The organism is Chamaesiphon polymorphus CCALA 037 (assembly GCF_003003845.1).
GTDB lineage: Bacteria > Cyanobacteriota > Cyanobacteriia > Cyanobacteriales > Chamaesiphonaceae > Chamaesiphon > Chamaesiphon polymorphus.
Genome location: NZ_PVWO01000139.1, coordinates 1 through 12,113 on the forward strand (window position 1 = coordinate 1; position 12,113 = coordinate 12,113).

General features: G+C 49.6%; 11 protein-coding genes. 4 read left to right on the plus strand and 7 right to left on the minus strand.

The features are described 5' to 3' along the window. Positions 1-42 precede the first annotated feature (42 nt). Positions 43-456 carry an endonuclease domain-containing protein gene (locus tag C7B77_RS12610; protein ID WP_106304995.1) on the minus strand — a complete coding sequence of 138 codons (414 nt, stop codon included), beginning with the start codon at positions 454-456 and terminating at the stop codon, positions 43-45. On the opposite strand from C7B77_RS12610, the gene C7B77_RS29945 reads away from it, so the two are divergent. Further along, positions 455-631, plus strand: coding sequence for a hypothetical protein (locus tag C7B77_RS29945; protein ID WP_181243839.1), 177 nt, complete (start codon positions 455-457; stop codon positions 629-631). The two genes, C7B77_RS12610 and C7B77_RS29945, sit on opposite strands and share 2 nt — an antisense overlap. Positions 632-648: 17 nt before the next feature. Here the strand turns inward: C7B77_RS29945 and C7B77_RS29950 are convergent, their stop codons facing one another. The 6 genes from C7B77_RS29950 to C7B77_RS12635 all read right to left on the minus strand — a co-directional run bounded on the left by C7B77_RS29950 (position 649) and on the right by C7B77_RS12635 (position 8,358). Further along, a complete protein-coding gene (locus C7B77_RS29950) occupies positions 649-795 on the minus strand; it encodes a hypothetical protein (RefSeq protein WP_181243840.1) in 147 nt (48 codons plus the stop codon). A 56-nt stretch (positions 796-851) separates the two neighbouring features. Continuing rightward, positions 852-4,553: a WD40 domain-containing protein gene (locus tag C7B77_RS12615; RefSeq protein WP_106304998.1), complete on the minus strand. Its 3,702-nt coding sequence runs from the start codon at positions 4,551-4,553 to the stop codon at positions 852-854. A gap of 107 nt (positions 4,554-4,660) precedes the next feature. Continuing rightward, complete coding sequence (locus tag C7B77_RS12620) at positions 4,661-5,227, minus strand: hypothetical protein (RefSeq protein WP_106305001.1); 567 nt, start codon at positions 5,225-5,227, stop codon at positions 4,661-4,663. A gap of 183 nt (positions 5,228-5,410) precedes the next feature. Then, complete coding sequence (locus tag C7B77_RS12625; RefSeq protein ID WP_146138298.1) at positions 5,411-5,722, minus strand: hypothetical protein; 312 nt, start codon at positions 5,720-5,722, stop codon at positions 5,411-5,413. Between the two features lie 31 nt (positions 5,723-5,753). Continuing rightward, the gene (locus C7B77_RS12630) at positions 5,754-7,070 is read right to left on the minus strand and encodes a carboxymuconolactone decarboxylase family protein (protein ID WP_106305007.1); all 1,317 of its coding nucleotides are present in this window, start codon (positions 7,068-7,070) and stop codon (positions 5,754-5,756) included. 358 nt (positions 7,071-7,428) lie between these two features. Further along, the gene (locus tag C7B77_RS12635) at positions 7,429-8,358 is read right to left on the minus strand and encodes an SDR family NAD(P)-dependent oxidoreductase (protein WP_106305010.1); all 930 of its coding nucleotides are present in this window, start codon (positions 8,356-8,358) and stop codon (positions 7,429-7,431) included. A 173-nt stretch (positions 8,359-8,531) separates the two neighbouring features. Here C7B77_RS12635 and C7B77_RS12640 point away from each other — a divergent pair, with 173 nt between their 5' ends. The 3 genes from C7B77_RS12640 to C7B77_RS12650 all read left to right on the plus strand — a co-directional run bounded on the left by C7B77_RS12640 (position 8,532) and on the right by C7B77_RS12650 (position 12,030). Then, complete coding sequence (locus C7B77_RS12640) at positions 8,532-9,488, plus strand: LysR family transcriptional regulator (protein ID WP_106305013.1); 957 nt, start codon at positions 8,532-8,534, stop codon at positions 9,486-9,488. A 119-nt stretch (positions 9,489-9,607) separates the two neighbouring features. Then, positions 9,608-11,341: an LIC_10190 family membrane protein gene (locus tag C7B77_RS12645; RefSeq protein WP_106305016.1), complete on the plus strand. Its 1,734-nt coding sequence runs from the start codon at positions 9,608-9,610 to the stop codon at positions 11,339-11,341. Positions 11,342-11,430: 89 nt separating this feature from the next. Beyond that, positions 11,431-12,030, plus strand: a complete 600-nt coding sequence (locus C7B77_RS12650) for a MiaE family protein (RefSeq protein WP_106305019.1) — start codon at positions 11,431-11,433, stop codon at positions 12,028-12,030. The last annotated feature ends 83 nt before the right edge of the window (positions 12,031-12,113 follow it).

Genomic DNA, 12,113 nt, shown 5'->3' on the forward strand with positions numbered 1-12,113 from the left:
CCCCTAACCCCTTCTCCCAAGCTTGGGAGAAGGGGAACCGGACTATTCTTGCTCCCCTCTCCCAGACTTGGGAGAGGGGCTGGGGGTGAGGGCATCTACAACCTGGAGAATTTCCCCCAATACCGCCTCCATTTCCTGGATGACCGCCTCATTGGAAAACCTCAACACTGTATAACCATAAGCCTCTAGCTGCAACGTCCTAGCAGCATCGGCATCTACCTGTGTTTGGTGAATCGCTCCATCCACCTCGATCGCCAATTTATAAGCAGGGCAATAAAAATCCAGAATAAAATTACCCACAGGATGTTGGCGGCGAAATTTTAAACCAGCCAACTTACCACCTCTCAAAGCTTGCCACAGCAGCTTCTCTGCTGGGGTTTGAGTCTTTCTCAATTGTTTGGCAGCAGTTTCGATCGAGCTATTAGTACCCCGAATTCTAGCAGGTGAGTCGGACATGGATAACAAAAAATTAGGTGCTTTTCCTAGATTGCCCAAGTTGCCTTCATCTCAAACCCTGCTGTTGCGATCGACAACCCAGGTAGCCCTCTCCCCGCCATCGCCTCCGGCTCCGGCTCCCCTCTCCCAAGCTTGGGAGCAAGGTGGTTTCATACAAGAAAATAAAAGTGCTTAGTCTTCAACCCTTCGCCCTCACCCCGCCAGATCCTGCGGCTCCGGCTCCCCTCTCCCAAGCTTGGGAGAGGGGTTGGGGGTGAGGGCAAGGGCGATCGGGTGATACCAACCGGATTTAGGATGAGAAGTAGATTGAGAGACTTTTATTCTGGTGTATGAAACCACCCTGCCTCTCCCAAGCTTGGGAGAGGGGTTGGGGATAAGAGCAAGATTGACAGGTTTTACCAACTGAATATCGCCCCCAAAGTCCTTAATGCCATCTTTTGCACCTCAGTCAATCCGATCGCGCCTGCAATATTCATCCCTTCATAGAGTCGATCGGGTCTGAGGGTGTTCAGACATCTCCCCGTTTGCACATCCCAGAGTTTAATCGTCTCATCTTGACTGCCACTCGCCAACATTTCACCATCTGGACTAAAGCCGACGACCCAAACTTCGCTCGTATGTCCTGGGAAAACTCGCACGCACTCGCCACTTTGCACATCCCACAACCGCAGATTGCAATCGTCCCCACAAGTCGCGATCGTCTCTCCATTGGGACTAAACTTGACAGAGCGAATCCGGTTGACCCCACCGCGAATCATCTGCACGCACCGACCCGTTTTGACATCCCACAACCGCACGGTAGCATCAAAACCACTACTCGCCAGCGTTTGACCATCTGGACTAAAATCGATCGACCACACTGCACTCGTATGTCCCGATAAAACATGCAGGCAGCGACCCGTTGCCCCATCCCACAACCGCACGGTGCGATCTTCGCCACTACTAGCGATCGTCTGTCCGCTGGGACTAAATCTGACTGAATATACCCAACTGGTATGTCCTTCCAAAACCTGAGAACATCGACCCGTTGGCACATCCCAGACGCGAACGACAAAATCAAACCCACCGCTGGCTAATTGTCCTCCATCCGCACTGAAACTAACGGCGCGAATCCCGCTAGTATGACCCTGCAATACCTGCAAACATTGCCCGCTGCGTACATTCCACAGTCGAATGGTGCGATCGAATCCCGCACTGGCTAAAAGAGTTTTTTGAGGATTGAAACTCACAGAACGCACCCAACTCGTGTGTCCTGACAGCGTTCTCAAACAGACACCTCGATCGACATCCCACAGGCGTAACACGGCATCCAATCCCCCACTAGCTAGAATTAACTTTGCTGGCGATCGATCCGGAAACTGTTCGCTAGCACAATTAGGCTCGCCCAGTGGATCTGTCAAATCTATGAGGGCAAAATCGATCGCCCACACGCCACTTTTGTGTCCTTGCAACACATTTAGACATTGCCCCGATTGCACGTCCCACAACCGTACCGAAAAATCAATACTACCGCTAGCGAGGAGCTGGCCATCAGGACTAAATCGTACCGAATGCACCCAACTAGTATGCCCCTGCAACGTTCGCAGACATTGCCCGGAACCAACGTCCCAGAGCCGCACGGTAAAATCATCCGCCCCGCTAGCCAACATCTGACCCACGCCTAAGATCGGGCGATCGATTGCCGGACTAAAAGCCACCGTCCACACCCCGCTCGTATGCCCGTGCAACGTCTGTAGACACTGCTGCGTTTGGACATCCCACAGTTTCACCAAGCCATCCTCGCTCCCGCTGGCCAGGAGTAACCCATCGGCACTAAAACTGACCGATCGTACCCGTTGAAAGTGACCCTGTAATGTCGTCAAACAGAGGCGATCGCTAAGGTGCCACAACCGCACTGAGCCATCGCAACTGCCACTCGCCAGTATTCGACCGTTTGGACTAAAACAAACTGCCCCAACGGCACCTGCGGCATCTGCTAAGAGGGTTTGACATTGACCCGTTTGGAGATCCCACAAGCGCAGGGAAGCATCATTACTCCCACTCGCCAGCATTCGACCGTCGGGACTAAAACTCACGCTCCAGATCCAATCCGTGTGCCCTTGCAGCACCTGAAGGCACTGTCCCGTCTGCACGTCCCACAGCCGCACGCAAGCATCATTACTCCCACTCGCTAGCGTCCGACCATCGGGACTGAAGCGCACCGACCAGATCCACCCCGTATGCCCTTGTAAAGCTAGCAATGGTTGGCGATCGGCCAACCTCCAGATCTGAATTGTATTATCGACATCCCCTGTTGCTAACAAGGTACCATCAGGGCTGAGATCGATCGATAAGATCCCACTCAAACTTTCTGCAAACATCGATTTAGAGAGGTTGGCGTGCTGAAAATTGACCCTGTGTAAGCTTGTCTGCCGTAAATCGGCTTGCCAGACGTTCAGACTGGAAAAATCCCAATTCTGCAAGTCAGTATTCAAATACACCAACAAATTCAGTAGATTGCCACCCAAATATCCAGGTTGTGGCGATCGTCGCTGTTGCTGTAGTAATTCCTGAAATCGTCGTTCGATCGATTGCCGACCGCCCAATGTAGTTAATAAGCGTTCCAAAATCGGCTGCACGATCGATCGAATTTGCGTTTCGCGGATGAAGTCTTTGGACTGGGCTTTGACGATCGCGTGAGTTTGAAGCAAGAAGTCTGGGGCAATAGGTGATAAAGGAGCGGATTCAGCCGCGCTCTGCTGCGGACTACAAATCTCCGCACATACTCGCTCGATCGCGAGTTCGGTGACATATGCCATCACCACAGGCTGCAAAGTAAATCCAGCAGCACTCTGCTCGACGATCGATCGTCGCAACAGCGATTGAATTGCATCGGGGAGCGATCGCCCTGTCGCCAATGTCACCAGATCGCGCTCTAAGGCAGCCAGAGAGGTCGGCTCTCGGTTAATTGCCAACCACAGCAGGACTTCGCGTTCTGCGGGAGCTAGCCGCTCGACTTGCCGTGCGAGCAAATCACGAATATCTTCAAATACCGCCATGCCCCGATCGATATAGTCCAATACCGCCGCAATCCGACCCTCCAGAAAGTCCCGAACGAGTGCCGCCACCATTTTCAATGCCAGTGGATTGCCCCGATAATGTTCGATTAGCTTGAGCCATTCTGCGTCAGTGCCCACAAACGCGCCTTTGCTCTGAAACAGTTCTCGACCTTCATTGACATCCAATCCCGCCAATTGGCACGATCTGACGGGTAACTGCTCCCCTTCCAACAGTGCAATCTCTTTGGGCTTTTCCCGACTCGTCAACAGCACACAGCTTTGATGCGGCACCTCACCTAGCGATCGCAGCAATTGCCCATATCCTTCATAACCCTCGCGATACTGTCCGGCTTGGCTACCACTGCTCAAAATCGTTTCCACATTGTCCACAATCAGCAGACACCGCTGTCGCTGCAAACACGTCATCAGTTTAGTCAGCCGTCCGTCTAAACTAGCCGGAACGAGCGGATCTTCTCTTTGTGCCCACAGCAAAAATTGCAAAACACTCTCCAAAAAATCTGCTAGCGGCGGTGCGTTGGCGAGCGATCGCCAGATCGCGATCTCAAATTCAGGTTGCAGTTGTAATCCCAACTTCACCGCCAGCGCACTTTTGCCAATTCCGCCAATGCCCACGATTGCCACCAATCGACAACAATCATCCGCCAGCCACTGTTGCAGGCGTGCTAAGTCCTGTTCTCGCCCATAAAAGACCGACACATCGATCGCCTCGCCCCAATCTTGACGCGGATCTTCCTGTCGAGCTGCCAGTTGCTCGAATGGATAACTCGGCGGAGCACAGTCTCCCTGAGCGAGCTGTAGCTCGAATCCGCGCAAGAAATATTCGATCGACAGTCGATCGACTGCTTGTTTCCGTTTGAGAATCCGCGTAATCGTCTGGAGTGAGAGTCCCGTGCGATCGGCAATCTGTTCGCGAGTCAACCGTTGTCCCCAATTCTGTGCTGCTTCTACTGCCTGGATTGCCTGCTGCAATTTCTGCCATCCCTTTGCCGTCAGGATCGCACCACGTTCGCGCCTAGACTTAGAGGAACGCTCAGACATACAACACTCAGAACGACAGCTTGTTAAAGATCTTAGCGTACTTAAAATCCTTGCTCGTTGACGTAGCCGCGATCGCTGTAGGTAATCGCCATTTATTGATTAATTACTTACCTTAAAACACTCCAGCCGTCTTTCGTTTTAACATCAAATACTCTTCTGGTTGCGCTTTCAAAATAGTGAATTGAAACTTTATTATTTCCGACATATCCATCTCTATAAACCTTATACCACTTACGTGGTTCGATCTTTCTCAACTCTCGTAATAGTTCTCGGTGATTTATCTCCACTTTTTGGATGCCATTTGGAGCAGCTCGAAAGCCTCTAGGGAAATTAGGTGACTTTCTCAGAGAGGAATATACATTCCGTACAGGTATATTTGAAGACTTTGGACTCTGGCTTGGGGTGTTAATTCTACCACGGCCAACAGGACTACCACCACCAGAGCCACCTTCCATTCTCCGCGCTGTCAGCATTTTTGGGAGTAATCCCGATCGATCGTCGCTCTGTTGCTCCACATCAGCTAGAGCTAATCCATGAGGTAGATTCTCAGGATAGCGATCTATTCTCGATCGAGTGAAATTTTGAGCGGCGATCGCTTTGACTGGGGCGATAGGTTGGATTAAGAGTGCTGCTCCGGCGACGATCGAGAAACTCTGAAAAATAAATTTCTTCATTTTATTCACTTCTAAAATTTGCGATTTTAAGCGATACTAAAGTAGCTATCTTAGACGGTCTTTAGCCAGAATAATAAACTGCTATCGAGTGACTAAAACTTGATGTACTCCTCGATTCTCCAGGGGAGAGGCTCCGCCAACGAGATCGACCACATACCCCGTCCGTTGTAGCTTAGGTTTGGGTTAAGGTACGCCGATGACGGAGTTGGAAGTATTAATTCGAGCGATCGATTCCTGCTTGCCATTAAAAGGCAACGGTAAAATCGATAATCGATCGGTTACACCAGGTGCGGGCAATTTACCATTATCATAGGTACTTGCCAGAAAATCACCATCGGAAATAGCAGCAATGTAGCTACCTGAAAATTTCGGTAATTGTGGCATCGATCGAGCATAATTGAGTTGAATTGAAATTAAGATCGCTAGAAAAATACCGACTAGAAATGCGATCGCAATTCGATTAATTCTCAATCCTAAATATCGTTCGTGCTCCATAGCTAAATTTCCTAACAATTTTGATGGTTGCTCAAACATTTCGTTCTTTAAATACTTCCTCTGCCAACGTCATTGCCTGTTGCACTTTAACAAACCCCACATAGGGAATCATGTGCATAATTGCTTCGACAATTTCTTGGCGGTTCGCGCCCACATTTAAGGCTCCATTAACATGTACCTTGAGCGGTAGTTCCGATGCAGTTGTGTTCAGTCCCGTCAGCGCACCAACGGTTGCTAATTCGCGGGTTTTGAGATCTAGATTCGGGCGTGAGAAGACATCGCCATAGGCAAATTCCACAATATAACGTCCCAAATCGGGCGCGATATCTTCAAAGCTGTTTACCACTGCCTCACCCGATGATTTGCTGATTCGATCGAGAGCGGCTAACCCTCGCTGATAGCGCGCTTCATTGGTTTCTGCTTGCCGCCGACTTGCTAGATCGGGTTGTGGAGTCGCCGCAGGCATTCCCCGTTGCTTCAAATCTGTAAATACCTTTTGTGCGGCGGCAACTGCCGCCACTGTCTTGGGATATCCGGCATACACGGTCATTTGCAATAGTAATTCTTTGATTTCAGTCTCAGTCGCACCCGATCGCAAGGCACCTTCTACCCGCTCGGCTACCGAATTACTTTGATTTCCCAAGACTGTGACGATCGCCAGCGTCGCTAACTCACGGGATTTGAGGCTCAGTCCGCGCCGATTCCAGATTTCGCCCCGTGCGAATTCGACGATCCAGCGCGATAAATCGGGAGCAAGGTTGGCAAATCGAGTGGCGATCGTTTTGGTTCGATCGCCTTCGGTTTGTTGTAAATTCTGAATGCCCAGTTGATAACGATCGCCTTCCGGTCGAGCCGAAACAGGTTTGTAATCTAGCTTGCGCTCTTTAAAGACTTCGCGGGCGATCGCGATCCCATCTTGGGCGGTGGGAAACCCAGCGTAGACGATCGCATGAAGGATCGTTTCTACCACTTCTTGCGGCGTACAACCGACATTGAGCATTCCATGAATGTGGAATTTTAACGGCGATCGCACCGAACCGATCGCCGTTAATGTTGCCACGATCGCAATTTCTCGCTGTTTCAAATCGAGTCCGGGTCGAGACAACACATCACCGAACACATGTTCGACCGTCATGCGGGCTAAATCTGGCGAAAATGGTTCCAACGGACGAGTGGCACGAGCGTAATCTTGACCCCCAACTCGTTTGAGCGTTTCCAGGCCGCGAGTATAGCGATCTGGCGATTGCGCTTGTGTTTTTTTACCCATGATTCCCAGCCCAAAAGTTGCCAGCGTGGCAAATGTGGACGTGAGTATCGATCGACGCATCCGGCGAGAAGTTTGTGGCATGATTTTTACAACACACTGATTATGATTCTTTAAACTTCAGCTACCTGTTCAGAATGCCAACGACTGGAAGTCGTGGCTAATGATGCAAAGTCCTCAGAAACGATACTAGTTTATTAATGTGAGTAAGGGATAAGGATTCACTAATCCAACAATCAGCCCCAACTCACAGATCGATTCCCATTGCGGAGCTAATGCGTTCGCGTAGCGTCTCGAAGAGAAGCGCGCCACGCTACCCACCAACCAATCCTTGTGCAGGGGAGTTTGAGGGGCGGCACCCCGCCTCCTCAACGGGGGGTCTGGGGGTCGGAACCCCCAGATCCGGGTTCCCTAGCACCAGTAACCCAAAACTAAGCACCACTTACAACCCAGACATCATGCCGCCATCCGCCAATAGCGAAACGCCCGTGATGTAGGGACAATCATTGGAGGCGAGAAACAATGCCGCTTCAGCAATCTCTTCCGCCGTTGCAATCCGCTTGAGCGCATCCGCCAACTGCCGCGAGGATTCGACCTTTTCCGGCGAGCCGCCCGTCGATCGCTGAAATAGCGGCGTATCCGTAATCCCAGGTGAGAGCACGTTCACCCGAATGCCTTGTTGACCGTAATCCAGTGCCGCCGCTTGAGCTAAACCCAGTAATGCTCGTTTAGCTGAGGCATAAGCCGCAAAACCCGGTCGAGTCGCTACGGTGTGTTGAGAAGCCGTAATGACGATGTTTCCACCCTGCTTGAGCATGTGCGGAATCTGGTATTTCATTGCTAGGAACACGCCCCGCAGATTGGTATTCTGAGTCGAGTCCCACTCTTCTACACTAATCTGGTGCAGCGGCTTGGCGAGAACGTCACCTGCATTGTTAAATGCGACATCTAACCGACCGTATTTATCGACGATCTGGTTGACGAATGATTCGACTTGCTTGGGCTGCGTCACATCTGCCTGGATGTAAGTGGCATCGCCACCATTCTTGACAATCTCGCGTGCTACTTCAGCTCCCAAGTTTTCCCGCCGTCCGCAGAAGCCGACCTTGGCTCCTTCACGAGCAAAAGCCAGTGCTGCCGCCCGTCCGATCCCAGACGTTGCGCCAGTAATCGTGACCACCTTCCCAGCAAAGCGACCTCTAGGTGCGATCGATGTGGGTGTTGGTTCGGGTTGCTGCGCGGTTGCTTGAGCATTGAGACCGATTGCGGTGACTCCAGCGATTCCGGCAATTCCAGCTTGAATCGCTTGGCGACGGTTCGGCAATTCTCGTTCCGAGAGGCTATGCCAACGATTGGGGTTGGATTTGGGCATGAGTGTTTGTCCTGCAAAAATGATTCAGGATGTCCGCTAGGTTCGATCTCACTTTAGCGGTTTCGACCCAACGCATTTGCAAAATTAACGGCAATAGTTTAAATCTAATTCATGTCTAAAAGATTAACAATGTCTTTTTTTGGCAGGACTGTCATGCAAAAAAAACATTAATTATGAGTCGTTTACCAGATTTAGAAGTATTCGTACAAGTCGTCAATAGCGGCAACTTTGCCAAAGCAGCGGCGGTGCTAGAAATTAACCCCTCGGCGATCAGTCGCCGGATCGGTCAGATTGAAGAACGGTTGGGCGTGCGGTTGTTCGATCGCACCACGCGGAGCATTAGGTTGACCGAAGTGGGCGATCGTTATTTCAAGCGGTGCCTGAGCATTTTGGCAGATGTGGCTGAAGCCGATCGCGAAGCCAAGCAACACAGTAAGGCACCTCAAGGCTTACTGCACGTCAGTTGTTCGACGCTGTTCGCCCATCGCCATTTACTGGTGCGCTTGCCGGAGTTTTTGGCACGATACCCGCGCTTAAAAATTCAACTGGCACTGACAGATGATGTGGTAGATGTGGTGGGCGACGGCATCGATGTTGCGATTCGGATTGGCGAACTTGCCGATTCGGCACTGATTACGCGACGCTTGGTATCCGATCGCCGGATTATTTGCGCGGCTCCAGCCTATCTCGATCGCTATGGTACTCCAGCTACGCCTGACGATTTAGCCACGCACAATTGTCTCGCCTTAAATGCTTACAAAACCACCTTAAATCAATGGCGATTTCGCGATCCGATCGGACTTAGAGAAATTAGCGTCGGTGGAAATTTTACCGTCAATAGTGGGATCGCACTGTATGAGTCAGTGTTAGCAGGCTTGGGTATCGCTCGCACGACCGAATTTTTCGCCGATCGAGCCTTGCGATCGGGTCAATTGGTACGGATTCTAACTGAGTATGAAGACGATCGAGATATTAGCATTTATGCGATCTTTCCTAGCAATCGTTATTTACTGCCGAAGGTACAATGCTTTGTCGAATTTATAGTCGCAAGTTATGTAAATGAAGAAACTTTGGGTCTTTCTTTTGATAGATGTTCTATTTGCACATTTCCTGTCGATTCAAATATATAATTGCAACTCTGAGGAAAGAGTACAGGAAAGATGCCTTCGCTTGCGTCTGTTTACCCCTTACCCTTTGCCCTTTTCCTAATCCCCAACTCTCGATCTAACTAGCAACTTACGCTATTAATATGTTGTATTTTATCTCAGTCTGGACATTGCTACTAATTGGGTGCTGTAGCTGTGGATTCGGATTGCTGAATATATTAGAAATTAACATCCCGCGATCGCATAGTCCGTTTTCGAGATTGGGCGATCGCGCGATTGTTTCCACCTGGTTAGGAATGCTGGCGATCGCGATTACACTATTAGCAACTGCGTTATTCATTCCATTATCGCCGTTAATTGGCGGCGTTGTTTTTAGCATTTTTTTAGTAATATCGCTGCGATCGCGATCGACTCGATTAGAAATAGTTGAGTTGTATCGCCAGATTTCCAAACCGCAGATTTTGGTGTATTTAGGCGTCGCGATCGCGCTGGCGGCGTTCTTTGCTCAACCCGTGCGCTGGGATGATACCGGACTTTATCACTACAGTCTCGTGCGCTGGTTTGCCCAGTTTGGAATGGTACCGGGATTAGCGTTACTATTCCCCAATTTTGGCTTTACTTCTGCCTGGTTTGCCTTTGCAGCACCGCTCAATCCCGATTGGGCGATCGCGCGGACGATCGCCGTTACCAATGGCTTTATCTTTCTGTTAGCAGTCTTACAACTATTAATTAGTTGCCAGCGGTTGCTGCGTCAGCAGGCGCGATTCATCGATATATTTGTGGCAGTTTATTACAGTTGCATCCTGCTCCTGACGATCGGGACAAACCTGATGCTGATTATTTTAGTTTCTCCTTCTACCGATATTCCCGCTTTATTACTGGTGGCGATCGTTACTTGGGCAATGTTGACGATCGAAACTGCACCAGGATCGGATCGATTGACACCAGCTCGCCAACTCGTACCACTAGTAATCGCCGTGGGAGCTGTCTCGATCAAGCTCACCACATTACCGCTGCTATTGGTAACTGGACTATGGTTTATTTTTCGAGCTGGATTCAATCGCAATATCTTTCAGCGGATGGGGATTGCAGCGGTAGTCAGCCTGTTGCTCGTTCCGTTTTTGCTATCGAGTATTGTCACTTCTGGATGTCCGATCTATCCATCTTCAGCCTTCTGTCTAAATGTACCGTGGGCGGTAGGAGCCGATCGATCGACAGCCAATGCTACCCATCACTGGGTTACTTGGTATGGTAAGCCGCCAGCAGGCATCGCTCCTTGGCTGTGGGCATTCAAACAGTGGTTTGCAACAACAACGGGCAATAAAATCACCGTCTTGATGAGTTTGATTTCAGCAGGCTGTGCGATTTACGCACTCAAAACTCGCTCTTGCCAGCGTTATTTAGGATCGATCGGCATCTTTGTTGTCGGCATCAGCTTTTTCCTGATGACGTCTCCTTTAAATCGGTTTATGTTGCCTTACTTCTTAATTGTGCCCGCATTAGCTGTAGCTATTTATTACGGATCTGATGTTGCTACCGAATCTTTAATGCCGCCGCTCCAAGCAAGCAACAGTATCGTTATCTTGCCTCAAAAATTGCCAATTCATCTGCCAAAACTGGTAGTAATTTTACCGCTGATAGTGGCAGCAATTTCGACAGTGCATCGGGTGCAAACAGATTATTCACTACTAATTTTGCCGCCAGCCCGAGATCTGAATGTGACGATCGAACGTCAAGTGAATGATGTGACTTATTTTTTCCCGCTCGGTTCATCACCTCGCTGCTGGACGAATGAATTGCCATGTGCGTATCATCCCACCAAAGTTAGACTGCGAGATCCCGATCGGGGAATTAAAGCGGGCTTTATCCGGAGTTGAATCGCTGCTGTGTTATCTCACTCAGGATCGACAAATCGGTTAAACTCGATCGAGATGACTTAAATTCTTTACCCGATCGAGATTTCCAGATGACAGCGATCGCCACACCGACTATTAACGCTCTGTGTCAGCCAACTTCAGCCGCTTGGCTCGAACAGGCTCTAGGTAATATCGATACGATCTTGCTCGATCATTCCCATTGCGAGCGCAAAGCAGCCAGTACTGCTGTGAATATGATGTTCCGGTATCCATCCAATCATAAACTCGTCCGGCAGTTAACCGCGATCGCGCAGGAAGAATTAGAGCATTTCGAGCAAGTCAATCAAATTCTCGAACAGCGTGGTATTCCACTAGCTCCCCTCAATGCGCCGCCTTATGGCAAAGGCTTAATGAGTCAAGTTCGCCATCAAGAACCACTCCGATTACTAGATTCATTACTCATCTCTGGCTTGATTGAAGCACGTTCTCACGAACGATTGGGATTGCTCGGTACTCATCTCCCCGATCCAAAATTAGCGGCATTCTACCGCAGTTTAATGGCATCAGAAGCGCGTCATTTTGGAATTTATTGGTTATTAGCAGATACCTATTTCGACAGAGAAATCGTCCAATCTCGTCTTGCCGAACTCGCTATCTTTGAAAGTCAGTTACTATCTACTCTCTATCACGAGCCGAGAATCCATAGTTAATTTATAATTGATAATTGATAATTGATAATTGATAATTGATAATTGATAATTGATAATTGATAATTGATAATTGATAATTGACA

Bases quoted from the DNA above. Each gene is read 5' to 3' on its own strand.
- C7B77_RS12615 (WP_106304998.1), bottom strand. From the start codon at position 4,553: ATGTCTGAGCGTTCCTCTAAGTCTAGGCGCGAACGTGGTGCGATCCTG.
- C7B77_RS12635 (WP_106305010.1), bottom strand. From the start codon at position 8,358: ATGCCCAAATCCAACCCCAATCGTTGGCATAGCCTCTCGGAACGAGAA.
- C7B77_RS29945 (WP_181243839.1), top strand. From the start codon at position 455: ATGGATAACAAAAAATTAGGTGCTTTTCCTAGATTGCCCAAGTTGCCT.
- C7B77_RS12645 (WP_106305016.1), top strand. From the start codon at position 9,608: ATGTTGTATTTTATCTCAGTCTGGACATTGCTACTAATTGGGTGCTGT.
- C7B77_RS12610 (WP_106304995.1), bottom strand. From the start codon at position 456: ATGTCCGACTCACCTGCTAGAATTCGGGGTACTAATAGCTCGATCGAA.
- C7B77_RS12625 (WP_146138298.1), bottom strand. From the start codon at position 5,722: ATGGAGCACGAACGATATTTAGGATTGAGAATTAATCGAATTGCGATC.
- C7B77_RS12630 (WP_106305007.1), bottom strand. From the start codon at position 7,070: ATGCCACAAACTTCTCGCCGGATGCGTCGATCGATACTCACGTCCACA.
- C7B77_RS12640 (WP_106305013.1), top strand. From the start codon at position 8,532: ATGAGTCGTTTACCAGATTTAGAAGTATTCGTACAAGTCGTCAATAGC.
- C7B77_RS12620 (WP_106305001.1), bottom strand. From the start codon at position 5,227: ATGAAGAAATTTATTTTTCAGAGTTTCTCGATCGTCGCCGGAGCAGCA.
- C7B77_RS12650 (WP_106305019.1), top strand. From the start codon at position 11,431: ATGACAGCGATCGCCACACCGACTATTAACGCTCTGTGTCAGCCAACT.